Genomic DNA, 17,487 nt, shown 5'->3' with positions numbered 1-17,487 from the left:
ACGATTGGTATGGTGCTCGTGCCGGACACTGCAGACGACCTTCTGATCGATGCCACGCAAGAGGTCCGGCTCCGCCAGGATCTGGTCCTGACCGCGCTGGGCCGTCGTCCCGCCTGCCGCGCGCTGCAGGTCGGCCGCCTGCTCGACGTGCACAGCCGCACTTGGAGCGAGGACCAGGAGATCGTCTTCAAGGGACGGCGTATCGCCTGGGTCGGCCCGGCCGGAAGCTTTCCGGGCGAGGTGGGTGAACGCGTGCATCGGCCGGACCTCGCAGCTGTGCCCGGCTTCGGGGAGGTGCACAAGCACATCGAGAGCTCGCATCTGACCCCCGAATGGGAGGCAGCCCTGGTCCTGCCGCGCGGCAATACCTGGACCTGCGAGGCGAGCCACGAATTCTCGAACGTCAATGGGGTACGCAATCTCGAGTTCTGGTTCGAAGCGCGCCGCCGTGGTTCGCCGCTGAAGATCTTTCCGCAGCCGGGCTCAGCAGTGCCGCCCACCGCCTATGAGTGGGGTGGCGGCTGGTATGGCGGCGCGGAGCAGGCGCGCTTCATGCGCGAGAGCCTGATGGTCACCGGCCTCGACGAGGTGATGGACTGGCCGGCAGTCTGGAATCCGGACAATCCCTCCTATGAGCGGCTCTGGAGCATGATCGGCGCGACCTTCGCGGCGCGAGGGGTCGTCGAGGGCCATGCCTCGGGCTTGCGCGAGCTGCCGGAGATCAACGCCTTCGCCGCCGCCGGCCTTGCCTCCGACCATGAGGTGCAGACGCCGGAGGAAACCTGGGACAAGCTGACCCGCGGTCTCTTCATCGAGCTGCGCATCTACGCGATGCCCGAGATCGTCGCCTGGCTGCTGAAGAAGGGCCTTAAGGACTGGTCGCAGATCGCATTCACCACGGACGACCGCAGCGCCAGCCACACGCTGGCGCTCGGCGCCAGCGATCACAATGCGCGCGTCGCGATCGAGGCCGGTCTTGCTCCGGAAATCGCGATCCAATGCCTCACCATCAACCCCGCACGGCATATGCGGCTGACACCGTTCGTCGGCAGCCTCGCGCCCGGCCGATTCGGTGACGTCGTGCTGTTGTCGGACGTCGAGAACCTCACGATCGCGGAGGTCTGGGCCGACGGCCGCCAGGTCTCAGAAGGGACGCGCTATCTCGGCGAGGTGCCCCGCATCGCCTGGCCGGACTGGGCCACCAAGACGATCAACATCAAGCGCGAAATCATGCCGGAGGATTTCGCGCTGCCGGCTGCCGCCGGGCGCACGACGATGCAGGCGGCCGTGATCCGCCCATTCCATTGGCATCCCGATTTCTACTCGTTCGAATTGCCCGTGCGTGACGGCGCCGTACAGCGCGACGAGAACCTCGCCATCACCAAATTCGCCATTGTCGATCGCTTCTCGGGCGATGGCCGGGTGTCGAAGATGTTCTGGAAGGGCTGCGGCCCGCGCACGCCGGAGACGGCGCTGGCCTGCTCGGTCGCCCATGACAAGCACAACATCTGGGTGGTCGGCTCGTCGGATGCAGCGATGGCCAAGGCCGTCAACGCGCTCGTCGCCCAGCAGGGCGGTTGGGCGCTCGTGCGCGAAGGCGAACTCGCGGCTACCGTCCGCTTCGAGGTCGGCGGTCTCATGAGCTGCCGTTCCGCCGAGGCGCTCGATGCGGAGATGCAAGCTCTCTACGCCGAAGGCCGCAAGGTCGACTGGATGTACGAGCCGACGTTCCGGCCGCGCTGGTATCCCGGCTTTCCCGAGCGGCTGATGTTCGCGACCCTGACCTGCGCGCCCTGGAGCTGGGTCCTGGTCGCCCCCTGCGAGCAGGCACCGCTCGGCTTCATCAACGTGCAGACCGGCAAGACCCACCCGGTGGTGTGGTGATCAGGCGTCGAAAGACCGCGCAAGGACGGAGACCGCGATGCAGGACATGACGAAGGCGCAACCCGCTGCGGCATCCGTGGCAGCGGCTTCGGGAGGATCATCGGCTCAAGACGGCGGCGTGCTCGACCGCTTCTTCAAGCTGACCGCGCGCGGCACCACGATCGGCCGCGAGATCATGGCGGGCGCCACCACCTTCGCCGCGATGGCCTACATCATCGCAGTCAATCCAGCCATCATGTCCAATGCCGGGATGGATCGCGCCGACCTCGTGAGCGCCACTGCGCTCGCGGCGATCTTCGGCTCGGTGCTGATGGGCCTGTCGGCCAACCTGCCGCTCGCGGTCGCCCCCGCCATGGGCTCCAACATCATTTTCACCTATGTCATCGTCAAGCAGATGGGCATGCCCTGGCAGGGAGCGCTTGCCATGGTCGCCTTCACCGGCGTCCTGTTCCTGATCCTCAGCCTGACGAGATTGCGTGAGCGTGCCGCCAGGGACGTTCCTGAGACCCTGAAGATCGGTATCCAGGCTGCGGTCGGCACGCTGATCGTGTTCATTGCGCTGCGCGGGGCCGGCTTCATCGTGGCGAGCCAGTCGACCTATGTCGCGATGGGCTCGCTGCGCAGTCCGCCGGTCGTGCTGACATTGGCGGGCCTGCTGCTGACGCCGGTGTTGGTGGCCCGCCGCGTGCCGGGCGCGCTGATCATCTCGATCGCGGTTCTGACCCTGGTCGGGCTGGTCGTGCCCGGTGCCAACGGAAAGATGGTCACCTCGATGCCGCAGACGCTGCTGTCGTGGCCGCGCTGGCCGGCAAGCACGTTCATGGCGATGGACGTCGGCTATCTCGTCAGCCATTTCCTCATTGCCCTGCCACTGCTCTTCTATTTCCTGTGCGCCGAGTTCTTCTCCACGCTCGGCACGCTGATCGGTGTGACCGGTGCCGCCAATCTGCGGCGCCCGGATGGGTCGATCCCCAACGCGACGGCGGTGTTCGCGACCGACGCGACGGCCTCGATCGTGGGCCCCCTGCTCGGCGCCTCGGTGGTGACCGCCTATATCGAGTCGATCACCGGCGTGCAGGCCGGCGGCCGCACCGGGCTGACCTCGCTGACGGTGGCCGCCTTCTTCTGCCTGGCATTGTTCTTCTGGCCGATCTTCGTGATCATCCCGCCGCAGGCTACCGCGCCGGCCCTGATCATGGTCGGCGTCCTGATGATGCAGGGGTTTGCGCGCGTCGACATGACCGACCTCGCGACCGCGGTGCCAATTGTCCTGATGCTGCTCGTCACCGTGCTGACCAATAATCTGATCAATGGCATGGCGCTGGGCACCCTCAGCTATGTCGCGCTCGAACTCGCCTTCGGCCGGGGCGGCCGGATCCCGGGAATGGTGTGGGGCCTCAGCGTCGTCTTCATCGCCTATGCCGTCGTCACCGCCCAGATCTTCTGACGAGGACGGCTAAAGGGATTCACAGCGCATCGAGCACGGCCCGGGTCACCTCGGCGGTGCCGGCACTGCCGCCGAACTCGATCGGCTTGAGGCCGGACGCATAGACCTTGTCGACCGCCTGCTCGATCCGCTGGGCCGCTTCAGCGGCTCTTTCGATGCCGCTGACGTCGGCGAGCCAATCCAGCATCATCGCGGCCGACAGGATCATGGCGGTCGGATTGGCCTTGCCCTGCCCCATGATATCGGGCGCGGTGCCGTGGCACGGCTGGAACACGGCGTGACGATCGCCGATGTCGGCTGAGGGCGCCATGCCCATGCCGCCGACGAGACCGGCGGCGAGATCGGACAGGATGTCGCCGAACATGTTCTCGGTGACGAGGACGTCGAAGTCCCAGGGCCGCTTCACCAGCATGAGAGCGCAGGCGTCGACGTAGAGACGGTCCGTCTTCACATCCGGATGAAGGTGAGCGAGCTCATCGAAAATCTTGCGAAAGTAGGCGAAGGCCTTGAATACATTGGCTTTGTCGACGCAAGCCAAGGTGCCGGAGCGGCCGCGCGCCTTGCGGCGGGCGGCAAGCTTGAAGGAGAAGTTGAACAGCCGCTCCGATGTCTTGCGGGTGATGACGAGCGTCTCGCGCGCATCCTCATGCGTGACCACGCCTTTCCCCATCGAGGCGAACAGCCCCTCGGTCGACTCGCGGATCACGACGAAGTCGATGCCGCGCTCGGCGGCGCCGACGATCGGGCTCGGCACGCCCGGGATCAGCCGCGCCGGCCGTACGCCGGCATAGAGGTCGAAGTGGAAGCGCAGCTCGATCTGCGGCGCGATCTCGGTGTTGTCGGGGTAGCGCACCGACGGCAGCCCGCAGGCGCCAAGGAGGATCGCGTCCGCCTGCTCGCACAGCCGGATCGTGGAGTCGGCGATCGACACGCCGGTGGCGAGATAGTTGTTGGCGCCGGCCTGGGCTTCCTTGAAACGGAACGAAAGACCCGCCCTGGTTTCGACCTTGCGCAGCACTTCGAGCGCGGGCGCCATGACCTCCGGGCCGATGCCGTCGCCGGGGAGGACTGCGATGTGGAGTGCATTGGTGGTGGGCATGGTTTCTTCGCGATCCGAGTGAGTTAGGGTCGTCATTGCGAGCGAAGCGAAGCAATCCAGGGCCCAGGTTGAGACTCTGGATTGCTTCGTCGCTTCGCTCCTCGCAATGACGAAAGAGCGGGTGAGTACTACGGCGTCAGCACGGCGCGGCCGACCAAACGGCCCGCTTGCAGTTCGCGAAGCGCGTCATTGGCCCTGGCGAGCGGCATCGGCGTCACCGGGATCGGCGCGATCTTCTTCGTCCTGACAAGATCGAGCAGCTCCTGGGTCTCCCGGAGGTTGCCGACGTAACTGCCCTGAATGGTGATGGCCTTGATCGGAATCAGCGGCAACGCCCACGGCGCGCCGCCGCCGAACAGGCCGACCATCACGAGCTTGCCGCCCTTGGTCAGACAGTCGAAGCCGAGCTGCGCAGTGGCGGCATTGCCGACCAGATCGATCGCGGCGCGGATCGGCTCGCCAGCCTTCTTGACCAGTTGCTCCAACGCATCGGGCGCCTTGCCGTCGACGGTCGCGAGCGCGCCGGCCGCCTCCGCCGCCTCGCGCTTCTTGGCATCGATATCGACCACGATCGCGCCCTTGCCGCCCATCGCCTTCAGCAGCGACAACGCCATCAGGCCAAGTCCGCCGGCGCCGAAGATCACGATCGGCGTGCCGAAATCCTTCTCGACCTTCTTCAGCGCGCTGTAGGTGGTGACGCCCGAACAGGCGTATGGCGCCGTCGTGACCGGATCGAGTCCCTTGAGGTCGAGCAGGTAGCGCGGGTGCGGCACCGTCATGTGGTCGGCATAGCCGCCGTCGCAATAGACGCCCAGCGAGGCCGGCTTCAGGCACATATTCTCGTCGCCGGCGAGACAGGTCGCGCATTTGCCGCAGCCGATCCATGGATAGACCAGCACGACATCGCCGATCTTGAGCCCACCCTTGTCGGCCTCGGTCACCTCCGGGCCGAAGGCCAGGACCTCGCCCGCGCTCTCGTGGCCCATGATCCGCGGCAGCGACACGCCGCGGTCTTTCAGGGACAGCGGCTTGCGGCCGTGGCCGAGATCGTAGCCGCCTTCCCAGATGTGCAGATCGCTGTGGCAGACGCCGGCTGCCTTGACCTTGACCAGCACCTGCGTGCCCGAGGGCTGCGGGGTCGGCTCGTCGATCTCGTGCAGCGGCGCGTTGAAATCGGTGACCTTAAAACTCTTCATGTTCCCTCCGGTCGCGCTGCGCATGGGAGACGAGCGCAGGCTGACAGATGGCCGGAGAAGACACGTGGCCGCGGGGAGAGCCATCGGCGGGCCCTGCGGTGTTTCCTCCTGCCGCACGTCCGGTTGTTCCGGACCTGGTTGATACCGTTCGCGGACATTGGACGGAAATCTGTTGAGCGGCAAGGCCGCCGCTGAACGCCGCGCTCATGCCTATCCGGATCAGAACGCATCACTCGCGCGATTGCTCAACGCGCATCGACGCGAGGCCGACCTCCTTCAACACCGCATCGGTATGCTCGCCCAGAGACGCGGCACGGCGACCGGCCGCGACCTTCGCTTCCGACATGCGGAACGGCAGATTGACGACCTTGAATGTGCCGCCGTCATCTTCGACCTCCGCCAGGGCATCGCGATGGGCGAGTTGGGGATCGTTCAGTGCCTCGGCGACGGTGCGATAGGCCGAGCTGGGCACGCCACCGGCGCTCAGCGCCGCCAGGCATTCCGCATTGGTCAGCTCGCGCGACCAGGCCTCGACGCCATCCATCAGCGCGCCCCAGTTCGCGCGGCGATCGGCATATTTCGCGAAGCGGACATCTTCGACCCATTCGGGACGGCCGATCACCTTCATCAGGTTCTGAAAGGTCTTTTCGCTGGCAACGGCGATCATGACAAAGCCGTCGCGGCTCTCGACCGGCCCGAAGGTTGGTCGCGGCGGGAGCGGAACGGGAAACTGCGACAATTGGATCTCATTCAAGGTCAGCGTCAGCATCGATTCCAGCATCGAGCAGTCGATGTGCTGGCCGCGCCCGGTCCTCTCCCTCTGGTAAAGTGCGGAGGCGATCGCGCCAAAGGCATAAGCGCCGGTCACCACGTCCGCGTGGTAGATGCCGCAGTAATCGGGCCGGTCGCGCCCGGGCTGATAGGCCAGATGCGCCATGTCGTAGCCGGAAGCCGCGTGGATCACCGGCGCATAGGCCGGCAATTCGGCGGATGGACCGGTCTGGCCGTAGCCGGAGATCGAGCAGTAGATCAATCGCGGATTGAGGCCCGCGAGCGCCGCGTAATCCAGCTTCAGGCGCGGCATCACGCCCGGGCGGAAATTCTCGACCAGGATATCGGCCGTGGCCGCCAGCCGACGCACCGCCTCGAGACCGGCCGGCGATTTCAGATCGAGCACCACGCTCCTCTTGCCGACATTGAGCTGGCCGAAGGTAGAGGAGCAGCCGCTGCGAACCGGCGGCCGGGTGCGCATCGTTTCACCTTCACCTGACTCGATCTTAATCACCTCGGCGCCCATGTCCGCGAGCATCCGCGTACAATGTGGACCGGCAATGGTGGTCGAAAAGTCGAGCACCCGAAGGCCTGCGAAGGCTCCTGTCAAATTCCCCTCATCGTTTTCGCCTATCGTCACGCACAGCTCCCTGATTCCCGGAGTTTCCTCATTCGCGCAGCAGCGTCCCGGCGAGATCGACCTCGCGTCCGTATTGGATTTACGGATTATCAGTCATGGCGCACGGCGCGGTGGCACCCTAAATCGAACCGTAGTTCGCCGAAAGCGTTTCGCCCTTACGGTTCTCACGGTCCTTCGCTTTCCGGCTGATGGTTACTTTGGACCTTTTCTTGCATAGGCATTCCATGGGGCTTGATCGAGGGCATCTCTTGAGGGTTCTGTTCGTTACGACCGAGATGGACGACTTCGTCCGGGTGGGCGGACTGGCCGCCGTTTCCGCTGCTCTTCCCAGAGCACTTCGCTCACATACCGACGTCAGGATCATGCTGCCCGGCTATCGGGACGTGATCGAACAACTCACCCATATCGACATCGTTGGCCAATGCGAGGCGCTCGCGGAGATGCCGGCCTGCGCGCTCGGGCGATCGTCGACACGCGACGGGCTGCCGGTCTACGTGCTTCTTTGCGACCAACTCTACGATCGCCCTGGCAATCCCTATGGCGACGAGAACGGTCAGGATTGGCCGGACAATGATATCCGCTTCGGTCGTCTCGCCGCGGCCGCTGCTGAATTAGCTGCAGGCACCTTGGACAAGAACTGGGCAGCCGACCTCGTTCATGCCAACGACTGGCAGGCGGCACTGGTGCCCGCCTATCTCGCCTGGCGCGGCGTCGACGTACCCTCGATCCTCACCATCCATAACCTTGCCTACCAGGGCCTGTTTCCGCGGGAGTCGCTGCGGCGGATCGGCGCACCGGAGTCCTCGTTCCATATCGACGGGCTGGAATTCTACGACAAGCTCTCCTTCCTCAAGGGCGGGCTGGTCTATGCGTCCCACCTGACCACCGTCAGCGCCACCTACGCCAAGGAGATCACGACGGAGGAGCTCGGCTGCGGCCTCGAAGGCCTGTTGCGCCAGCGCTCCGATGCGCATGAGCTCACCGGCATCCTCAACGGCATCGACGAGAGCTGGGATCCCCGCTACTGCACGCAACTGGCGCAGCAGTTCGGCGCCGGCGACTGGGAAGGCAAGCGCGCCAATGCCGCTTACGTCCGCAGGCAGTTCGGGCTTGCGGTCTCGCGCGGGCCGATGTTCGGCCTGGTCGCTCGTCTGGTCCACCAGAAGGGCATCGATCTCGTCCTCGAGGCGGCGGACCAGATCGTCGAGGCGGGCGGTCAAATCGTGGTCACGGGCTCGGGCGAGCCGGCGATCGAATGGGCGCTGCTCGAGGCGCATCGCCGCCGCCCCGATGCCATCGGAGTCGCGATCGGCTTCAATGAAGCGCAGGCGCGACGCATCTTTGCCGGCAGCGACTTCACCTTGATGCCGTCACGCTTCGAGCCCTGCGGCCTCAGCCAGATGTATGCCCAGCGGTTCGGCTCGCTGCCGATCGGTCACCAGACCGGCGGTCTGGCCGAGACCATCACCGACGGCGAAACCGGATTCCTGTTTCCGAAGCCGTCGGCGGAATCCTTCCTCGGCGGCGTCCGCCGCGCCTTCTCGGCCTTCATGAGCGCCGAGCGACTGAACGCGATGCGGCTCTCGGCGATGGGGCGCTCGTTCAGCTGGAATCTGTCGGCTGCCTGCTACAGCGCGCTGTATCAGAAGACGGTGGCGTCGTAGCCGGCGCTCAGCTCCAGCACAGCTGCAAACAAAAGCCCGGATGCGATTCGAGCTTTTTCATGCGAACACCGCAATGGGATCGCCGTTACGGCCTGGCGAGACGATCTGGCGAGCTCCGCCGTCCTCACGCCGTGCGCAGCGCCTTGAGGAAATTCCCTACTTCACGCTTCAGACGGCTGGAATCCCCGGCCAGCGATTTAGCCGATGAAAGCACCTCCGCCGAGGCGGAGCCGGTCTCGCTCGCTCCCCGTTGCACATCGGTGATGTTCGCCGAGACTTGGTGCGTGCCCTGCGCAGCCTGTTGAACGTTGCGGGAAATCTCCTGGGTCGCGGCGCCCTGCTCCTCCACTGCGGATGCAATCGTTGCGGCAATCTCCGAGACGCGTTCGATGGTCTCGCTGATCTGCCGAATCGCGCTGACCGACTCCTGTGTGGCCGCCTGAACGCTCGAGATCTGCTGGGTGATCTCATCGGTCGCCTTGGCGGTCTGCTCGGCCAAAGCTTTCACCTCGGTGGCAACCACCGCAAACCCTCGGCCGGCATCGCCGGCGCGGGCGGCCTCGATCGTCGCGTTCAGCGCCAACAAGTTGGTTTGCCCGGCGATGGTGTTGATGAGCTCGACGACGTCGCCGATCCGGGCCGCCGCCTGCGAGAGCTCCCCGACCCGGCTGGTGGTCTGGCGCACCTGCTCGACCGCCTCTCCGGCGATCTGAGCCGAATTCTGCACTTGGCGGCTGATCTCGTTCACCGAGGACGAGAGCTCCTCGGTCGCCGAAGCCACCGACTGGACATTGGCCGAGGCTTCTTCCGATGCGGACGCAACCATCGTCGTGAGCTGTTGCGAGTGGTTGGCTGTGGCAGTCAGCCGGTCGGCGGAGGCTTCGAGCCCGGTCGCCGCCGAGGACACCGTCTCCACGATCTCGGCAATCGCCGCCTCGAAGCCGCGGGTAATGCTGTCGAGCCGACGCGCACGATCGATCTGCGCCTGCGCCTCGCGCGCACCAGCCTCGTCCGCCTCCTTCTTGGAGATCAAGGCATCTTTGAAGATCTTCAACGCCCGCGCCATCGCGCCAATCTCGTCCTTGCGGGTCTCGTCCGGAATCTCCGCACTCAGCTCGCCATTGGCGAGACGATGCGTCACAGCGGTGAGGCCGCTGAGCGGCCGGATCACCTGGCGAATCACCGCGATCATTACGCCGGCCGAGGCAGCGGCGACGAGCAGGAACGCCGCGAACGCGCCGAACAGGCGCATACGCGCGGCCTCGATCGCCCGATCATTGGCCTGGTGGGCGAACTTCAACGCGGCATCGCGGAGCACCAGAATGTTGTTCAGCATCGGCGAGGTCCAGGGGCCCCACTGCGCGCCATCGACCGGCGATGGGCGACCATCCCGCGCAGCGTTGACGACGTCCCGATAGCGCCGCTCGCCCTCGCTCATCATGGTCGAGCGCACATGCTCGAGAGCGGCCGTCAGCTCCGGCGCATCGCGAACGTTCCTGACCGCCAACTCGATCTGCTGCCAGAGCAATGCGACCTGTCCGGTCTGCTCCGTGACTTCGGCAAGGCGCGCTGGGGTCCAGGACAGGTTCTGAATGAAGAAGCGCAGAACGGCGGACCTGGCACCGCCGACCGTTCGCATCGCCTGCGCCAGCTGCGCGACCTGAACCGACGGCAGGACATTCTCGATGTCACCGGCCGTGCGCGATATTTCGATCAGCGTTTCGTCCGTGCCGGCCGTCAGGGCATCGACCGCACGCCCGAGACTGTCGATGGTCGTCGCCTGGATGTTCTGCGGGCGCTGGGCCAATGGCAGCACGACGGCAGCGCGCGCCGCCCCACGGAGCTGCTTCAAGATGCGCTCGGCGGCCTCGACATTGTTGGTCGATAGGCCGGCCTTCTGAAGATCGGCCTTGGCCTTGAGGATGCCCGCATCGGTAGCGGCAATCAACTTGTCCAGCCCGGCGACTTCGCTGGTCGAAGCCGCTGCCGCGCCGGCAAGCAGGTTCCAGGCGCTGCGCTCGAGCGGAATCTGGCTGTTGACCTTCATCACCGATTCGAAGGCGGTCAGGACCCGCGCCGACTGCTCGCGTTCGCGCAGATCCGTCCAGCCTGTCCACGCGACCAGCCCGGCGAATGTGAGAGCCAGAAGAGCCGTCACCAAATTACCGGCGAGCACTCTCCATTTCAGGCTGGCCCCGCCAGTCCTGGACGTGAACGAGCCATCTTCGAGCATGGTGTTTCGCCTTCGCCACCAAAGTCGGCCGGCTGCCCGCGAGGGATCGTCGCCTGGCCGCTACGGCAGGCGATGCAATGACACCGGCTCGGAAACTGAAGTGAAACTAGCTCGCAAACTGCAACCGATCTCTTAACCGCGTGGTTTTCGCATACCAGCGGCAACAAATAACTCGCAGATGTCTGGCTTATCAGCTCGCTGCAAACAAGCGGCGGCACGGAGCAACATTCGCTGATTATAGAACCGCGCCTGAGGCGGACCGGTAGCGGCGGTCAGCGGCCCCTGGAGGAGGCCTGCCGGGGCAGCTCCGTCGGCTCATCGTCGTCGGCAATCGCGCGCCACGCAGCGCCCTCGAGATCGTCATACTGACCGCTCTTGAGCGACCATAAGAACGCACATAGTCCCATAAGGCCGAGGGCAAGCGCCAGCGGCACGAGAATGATCATGACTTCCATGACGTCTGCTCCTCCCTCACGTTGCGGGCACGTAGCGCATTCAACATTACGAGGATCGACGAGCCGGACATGGCCGCGGCCGCGATCAGCGGAGTCACCACGCCGCTGATCGCGATCGGCACCGCGAGCAGATTATAGCCCACCGCGAGCCAGAGGTTCTGCCGCATCAGCTGCAGCGCCTTGCGGGCATAATCGATCGCCGCGAGCACGGGTGCCAGCGGCCGGCCCAAGAACACCAGGTCGGCGGTGGCCTGACTGAGATGCGCGGCCGAGATCGGCGACATCGAGACGTGAGCGGCCGCAAGCGATGGCGCATCGTTCATGCCGTCGCCGACCATCATCACCTTGACGCCCTGCCGCTTCAATTCCTCGATGCGGGCGATCTTGTCGGCCGGCGTGACACCGGCGCGCCATTCGCGGATGCCGAGGGCTTCGGCGGCCGCTTTGACCGCCGCTTGGCGATCGCCCGACAGAATTTCCACCGCGATACCACGGCGCTTCAATCCGGCAATGATCCTGGCTGCATCCGGCCGCAGTCCCTGGCGGACCGAGAACAGGAATTTCTCCTCGCCACGGCTGAAGGCCACGATCGACGCTTCGGGATCGATATCGGTTTTTCCGGCGGCAAGGCCGTCAGCGCCGCAGAAGGAGGGCCGCCCCAGCCTGATTTCCACACCCTGCACCGTCGCCCGCACGCCCTGCCCGGGTTCTTCCACCGCGCCGACCAGCGGCGCCTTGGCATTGGCGGCCTGCGCGACTGCCGCCGCCACTGGATGATGGCTCGACAGCGCGAGCTGACCCGCGAGCGCAAACACATCCGGCGGAATGTCGGCCGCGTTGACCACTTCGAGTTCCGGCAGCGTCAACGTGCCGGTCTTGTCAAAGATCACGTGATCGGCTTCTGCGAGACGCTCGATCGCATCGCCTGCATTGAGCAGCACGCCGGACTTGAACATCGCACCCGAGGCGACCGTCTGCACCGTCGGGATCGCGAGCCCGAGCGCGCAGGGGCAGGTAATGATCAGCACGGCAATGCCGGTGACGACGGCGTCATGCCAGCTTGCGCCTGCGAGCACCCAGCCGAGAACGGTGAGCAGCGCGGTCGCATGCACCACCGGCGCATACAGCCGCGAGGCACGGTCGGCGAGGCGCATGTAGCGCGAGCGTGCTTGCAGCGCGTTGTCGAGCAGGCGCGAGATCTCGGCCAGCAGCGTGCCTTCGGCCGCCGCTGAGACCTTCACGCGCAGCGTCCCGGATATGTTGAGCGAGCCGGCATACACCGCGGTGCCCTGCTCCGCCGGCACGTAGAGCGTTTCGCCGGTGATCAGGCTCTGGTCGATCTCCGAACGTCCTTCGATGACAACACCGTCGACGGCGCAGCGTTCGCCGGGCCGCAGCAGCACGATGTCGCCGGCACGGATCGCCGCCACGGGCACCTCGGAGATCTCGTCGGCGCCGACGAACTTGGTCGCGGTCTCGGCTTTCAGTGCCGCCAGGTTTCCGGCGACCGCACGCGTCCGCCGCCGCATGTTCTGGTCGAGATAGCGGCCGACCAGGAGGAAGGTCAGCAGCATGATGGCAGCGTCGAAATAGGCATGTTCGGCGTGATGGAACGTTTCCACCACGGACATGCCGAGCGCCAGGATCACGCCGATGCAGATCGGCACATCCATGTTGACGTTGCCGGTTTTGAGGGCGCGCCACGCCGAGCGAAAGAACGGCTGACCGGCATAGGCAGCGGCCGGCAACGCGATGACGGCCGACAACCAATGGAAGAAGTCACGCTGCTCCGGCAGCATGTCGCTGACATTGCCCGACCATACCGGGATCGACAGCATCATCACGTTCATGGTGGCGAAGGCCGCGACACCCAGGCAGCGCAGCAGGAAGCGCGACTCCTCGGCCTCGGTCGCCTCCGCGCTGGCCTTCTCGAACGGATAGGCCTTGTAGCCGAGCTCGGCGAGGCGGTCGATGAACTTGGCGGGATCGAGCGTGCCCTGCTTCCACTCCAGCGCCACGCGGCGGTCGGTCAGGTTAACGCGCGCCAAGGTCACGTCCGGAAGCGCCGACAGCCCGCGCTCGATCTTGGCCATGCAGCCGGCGCAGCTGACACCCTCAACCGCCAGATCGATATGCTTCAGGCCCGAACCGAGATCCTTGACGTAATGGGAGAAATCGCGCGTCACCTGCATGACGAGTCCCCTCTCAGTTCAACAGCACGCGATTCTTGGACAGGAACATCCGCTCTCCGCGGGCGTCGCCTTCCAGCACCAGATCCCACTGGCCCGGCGCGATCTGCCCGGCGCTGCCGCGATAGACCCCCGTGCCGACTTCATCGAGTTCGACCGCCTGGTCGGCACGCTTGTCGGCCGGCCGCTCCAGCCGGCCTTGGAATGCGAGCCCGGTCACCGGCTTGCCACTGCGGTCATGGGCCGCGACCCGCACGACGGCCACTCCATCCTGGCCACGCTCGATATGGGCGTCGACCTTCCAGCCGCGCGCGGCCTGCGCTCGCGCTGCCGCGATTTCCTTCTCATAACCAAGGCTCGCGCTGTAGGCGCTGTCCACCTCGGTGCCGGGCAGCGTGGAGATCGCCAACCGCATCATGGTGACATTGACGCCGATCACGGTGCCGAAGAAGGCGATCAGCATCAGAAGCACCATGCGGCCGGTCAGCGGCTTCGATGGCTTGGAATGACGGCTCATGACCTAAGATCCTCAAAGCTCAAGGATTGACGAAATTGTCAGTGGCGGAGGCGACTACGCCGAGCCCGATATCGGTGATGTGGAACTTCACCGGGATCGACTTTTCCGGATTATTCTCGGCCGGCGCGGTGACCAGAAGCCGCAGCTCTTCGGTCTGGTCGCGTCCGACCACGATCATCGGCCGGTCCGGTGTGACGGAATCGGCGCCGACGACGTGGACAGTCGCGTTCGCCGGCCCCTCGATATCGATGGCGATGACGCGATCAAAACCGTGCTTGTTGAGCACGCGCATCGTATAGGCGTTGCGGATCGAGCCGTCGGACAGCTTCACCGCCAGCGGATTGCGGTCATGCAGGACGTTGACGTCGAGCAACGAGCGGGTCGCCAGCGTGTAGACCATGAAGCCGCCTACCCCGGCAATGATCGCGCCATAGACCAGGGTGCGCGGACGCACCGGCCGATAGATCGGCGGCTTGCCTTCCTGGCGGCGGTGGATGTTGATGTCGTTGTCGTAACCGATCAGTCGGGTTGGACGGCCGATCTTGGCCATCACGGTGTCGCAGGCATCGATGCACAGGCCGCATTGGATGCAATCCATCTGCGCGCCGTTGCGGATATCGATGCCGGTCGGGCATACTGCGACGCATTGCCGGCAATCAATGCAGTCGCCGGCCTTCACGCCCAGGGCCCGCAGCTCGGCGGCCTTCTTGACCGACATCCGCTTCTCGCCACGATCATAGCGATAGGTGACGTTAAGCGCCCATTCGTCGGTGAGCGAAGCCTGGATGCGGGGCCACGGGCACATGTAGACGCACACCTGCTCGCGCATGAAGCCCGCAAGCAGGTAAGTGGTCGCGGTCAGGATCGCGATCCAGACATAGGCGAGCACCGGTCCCTGGAAGGTGACGAGATCCTTCACCAGGGTCGGCGCATCGCTGAAATAGAGGACCCAGGCGCCGCCGGTCCACCACGCGATCAAAAGCCAGATCGAGTGCTTGAGCACGATTTCGGAGACGCGCTCAAGCTTCATCGGATCGTTCGAGGCGTCCTTCTTCATGCGCTCGCGCCGGTCGCCCTCGATCAGCCGCTCCACCGCATAGAACAGGTCGGTCCAGACCGTCTGCGGGCAAAGATAGCCGCACCAGATGCGGCCGCCGATCGCGTTCATCAAGAACAGCGCGACCGCAGCGATGATCAGAAGCCCGGTGAAATAATAGACCTCCTGCGGCCACAGCTCGATGAAGAAGAAGTAGAAGCGGCGGTTCGGGAAATCGATCAGCACCGCCTGGTCAGGCGCGCCGAGACCGCGATTCCAGCGCACGAACGGCAGGAAATAATAGACGCCGAGGCAGAGCGCCATCAGTGTCCATTTGATCCGGCGAAAGGTCCCGGAGACGCTCTGTGGGTAGACTTTCTTGTGCGCCGCGTAGAGCGGGCCGGAATCGTCAACCGGCTGCAGGTCTTCCGGTCTTACCGTCTTGTTCATGGCTGGGATACATCTCGCATTTGCGGCCGAAGGTATGCTCGCCTCCGGCCGCGCGTTTGATCCAGCTCAATCGAAGCGAAATTTCCGTTGGAATTCCGCTACTTTCCACCACCCAGGGAGTGGACATACACCGCCATGGCCTTGATGGTCGCGGGATCGAGCCGCCCTTCCCAGGCAGGCATGACACCGGCCCGACCATTGGTGATGGTCTCGATCAACGTCGCCTCATCCGAGCCGTACAGCCAGATCTTGTCGGTCAGATTTGGCGCGCCGAGCTCCGGATTGCCCTTGGCATTGTCGCCGTGACAGGCGGCGCAGTTCTCCGCGAAGATCTTGGCGCCCGCGGCAGCGTCGTAGCCCTGCCGGGTGGGCAGGCCCGAGAGTGACCGCACATAATTGGCAACCGCAATGATCTCCGCCGGCTTCAGGACTCCGTCCTTGCCGAAGGCGAGCATCTGGCCTTCATGCGCTTTCGCATTGCCGGAACGTGCGCCGTAACGGATCGTCTGTTCGATCTGGTCCAGCGTACCGCCCCACAGCCAATCGTCGTCGTTCAGATTCGGGAAGCCCTTCGAGCCGGTCGCGCCGGTGCCATGGCACGGAGCGCAATTGTCGCCGAACACGGTCTTGCCGCGGGCGCGGGCCAGCGCGAGCAGCGCCGGGTCCTTCTCGATGTCGGCGAGCGGGGCGGTCGCGAGCGCCGCCATCTTCTCCCCGCGGATCTTCTCCAGATTGGCGAGTTCGACCGCAACCTCCGCACGGGAGGAGTAGCCGAGCAGGCCCTTGGTGTTGGTGGAGATCAGCGGCCAGGCCGGATAGACGACCCAGTAACCGATCGCCCAGACGATGGTAAGATAGAAGGTGATCAACCACCACCGCGGCAGCGGCGTGTTGAGCTCCTTGATGCCGTCCCATGCATGGCCGGTTGTGGCGGTGCCGGAGACAGTGTCGATTTCGTTATGGTCAGCCATGATGATTAATCCTCCCGCAACGGCATGCGCGCCGCCTCGTCGAAAGCGGCCTGGTTGCGAGGCCAGAGGGCATAGGTCACGATCGCGATGAAGATCGCGACGAAGATCGGGGTCCACAGCGTCGTCACCAGGGACGACGCGATATTCTCAATCACAAGGATGGGCTTCATGATTCTTGCCTTCCCAAGCTCAGCGGAGGTTGGCTTTTTCGTTGTAGAGCTTGAAGTCGACCAACGTTCCAAGCATCTGCAGGTAGGCGATCAGCGCGTCCATCTCAGTCGGAGCTCCCGGCTTGCCGTCGAAATTGCGGACCACCGCCTTCGGATAACGCTTGATAAGCGCTTCCGCGTCGGCGCTGTCCGGATCGACCTGGGCCTTGAGATCGGCCGCGGCGTTGGCGATCTGCTCTTCCGTATAGGGCACACCGACCTCACGCAGCGTCTTCAGATGATCCGCGATATTGCTGGCGTCGAGCTCGGTCTCCTTCAGGAACGGATAGCCGGGCATGACGGATTGCGGCACGATCGCGCGCGGATTGGTCAAGTGAGTGACGTGCCAATCGTCGGAATATTTGGCGCCGACGCGGGCGAGGTCAGGACCTGTGCGCTTCGACCCCCATTGGAATGGATGGTCGTACATGCTCTCCGCCGCGAGCGAGAAGTGGCCGTAACGTTCCACCTCGTCGCGCAGGGGACGGATCATCTGCGAGTGGCAGAGGTAGCAGCCCTCGCGGACGTAGATGTTGCGGCCGGCCAATTCCAGCGGCGTGTAGGGACGCACCCCATCGACCGCCTCGATCGTGCTCTTCAGGTAGAACAACGGGGTGATCTCGACGAGGCCGCCGATCGCGATCACCAGCAGGATGCCGATGACCAGGATGATCGAGTTCTTCTCGATGACTTGGTGTCGTTGCCAGAAAGACATGGTGTAACCGC

14 protein-coding genes are annotated in these 17,487 nt (G+C 64.9%); 3 read left to right on the top strand and 11 right to left on the bottom strand.

The window, feature by feature from the left end; genetic code table 11:
* The first annotated feature begins 9 nt into the window (after window positions 1-9).
* Window positions 10-1,884, top strand: a complete 1,875-nt coding sequence (locus QX034_RS23010) for an adenine deaminase (protein WP_315707006.1) — start codon at window positions 10-12, stop codon at window positions 1,882-1,884.
* A 37-nt stretch (window positions 1,885-1,921) separates the two neighbouring features.
* Entirely contained in the window at window positions 1,922-3,331 is a 1,410-nt protein-coding gene (locus tag QX034_RS23005; protein ID WP_316195832.1) for an NCS2 family permease, read from the top strand.
* A gap of 19 nt (window positions 3,332-3,350) precedes the next feature.
* Here the strand turns inward: QX034_RS23005 and QX034_RS23000 are convergent, their stop codons facing one another.
* The 3 genes from QX034_RS23000 to QX034_RS22990 form a co-directional block, all read right to left on the bottom strand.
* Window positions 3,351-4,430, bottom strand: coding sequence for an isocitrate/isopropylmalate dehydrogenase family protein (locus QX034_RS23000; protein ID WP_315741570.1), 1,080 nt, complete (start codon window positions 4,428-4,430; stop codon window positions 3,351-3,353).
* A gap of 128 nt (window positions 4,431-4,558) precedes the next feature.
* Window positions 4,559-5,626, bottom strand: a complete 1,068-nt coding sequence (locus QX034_RS22995) for an alcohol dehydrogenase (protein ID WP_315729084.1) — start codon at window positions 5,624-5,626, stop codon at window positions 4,559-4,561.
* Between the two features lie 229 nt (window positions 5,627-5,855).
* Entirely contained in the window at window positions 5,856-7,037 is a 1,182-nt protein-coding gene (locus tag QX034_RS22990) for a CaiB/BaiF CoA transferase family protein (RefSeq protein ID WP_409977836.1), read from the bottom strand.
* A 248-nt stretch (window positions 7,038-7,285) separates the two neighbouring features.
* Between QX034_RS22990 and glgA the strand changes: the two genes are divergently transcribed.
* Window positions 7,286-8,701 (top strand): glycogen synthase GlgA, encoded by a 1,416-nt coding sequence (glgA, locus tag QX034_RS22985; protein WP_315707010.1) that lies wholly within the window; start codon window positions 7,286-7,288, stop codon window positions 8,699-8,701.
* 124 nt (window positions 8,702-8,825) lie between these two features.
* Here the strand turns inward: glgA and QX034_RS22980 are convergent, their stop codons facing one another.
* From QX034_RS22980 to ccoO, 8 genes are all read right to left on the bottom strand, one after another.
* Window positions 8,826-10,934 (bottom strand): HAMP domain-containing methyl-accepting chemotaxis protein, encoded by a 2,109-nt coding sequence (locus QX034_RS22980; RefSeq protein WP_315741571.1) that lies wholly within the window; start codon window positions 10,932-10,934, stop codon window positions 8,826-8,828.
* Window positions 10,935-11,206: 272 nt separating this feature from the next.
* On the bottom strand, window positions 11,207-11,389 hold the full coding sequence (gene ccoS, locus QX034_RS22975; protein WP_315707012.1) for a cbb3-type cytochrome oxidase assembly protein CcoS: 183 nt from the start codon (window positions 11,387-11,389) through the stop codon (window positions 11,207-11,209).
* Window positions 11,377-13,581 carry a cation-translocating P-type ATPase gene (locus QX034_RS22970; protein ID WP_315707013.1) on the bottom strand — a complete coding sequence of 735 codons (2,205 nt, stop codon included), beginning with the start codon at window positions 13,579-13,581 and terminating at the stop codon, window positions 11,377-11,379. The genes ccoS and QX034_RS22970 overlap by 13 nt, the downstream gene beginning before the upstream one ends.
* Before the next feature lie 13 nt (window positions 13,582-13,594).
* Window positions 13,595-14,095: a FixH family protein gene (locus QX034_RS22965; RefSeq protein WP_315707014.1), complete on the bottom strand. Its 501-nt coding sequence runs from the start codon at window positions 14,093-14,095 to the stop codon at window positions 13,595-13,597.
* 19 nt (window positions 14,096-14,114) lie between these two features.
* Window positions 14,115-15,581, bottom strand: coding sequence for a cytochrome c oxidase accessory protein CcoG (gene ccoG, locus QX034_RS22960; protein ID WP_315707015.1), 1,467 nt, complete (start codon window positions 15,579-15,581; stop codon window positions 14,115-14,117).
* A gap of 98 nt (window positions 15,582-15,679) precedes the next feature.
* Complete coding sequence (gene ccoP / locus QX034_RS22955) at window positions 15,680-16,552, bottom strand: cytochrome-c oxidase, cbb3-type subunit III (RefSeq protein WP_315707016.1); 873 nt, start codon at window positions 16,550-16,552, stop codon at window positions 15,680-15,682.
* Between the two features lie 5 nt (window positions 16,553-16,557).
* Entirely contained in the window at window positions 16,558-16,722 is a 165-nt protein-coding gene (locus QX034_RS22950) for a cbb3-type cytochrome c oxidase subunit 3 (RefSeq protein ID WP_315707017.1), read from the bottom strand.
* A gap of 19 nt (window positions 16,723-16,741) precedes the next feature.
* Entirely contained in the window at window positions 16,742-17,476 is a 735-nt protein-coding gene (gene ccoO / locus QX034_RS22945) for a cytochrome-c oxidase, cbb3-type subunit II (protein ID WP_315707018.1), read from the bottom strand.
* Window positions 17,477-17,487 lie beyond the last annotated feature (11 nt).

Source organism: Bradyrhizobium sp. SZCCHNR3119 (assembly GCF_032487775.1).
Lineage (GTDB): Bacteria > Pseudomonadota > Alphaproteobacteria > Rhizobiales > Xanthobacteraceae > Bradyrhizobium.
Note: the sequence above shows the minus strand (reverse complement) of the source record. Positions and strands in the feature narration are given on the sequence as shown.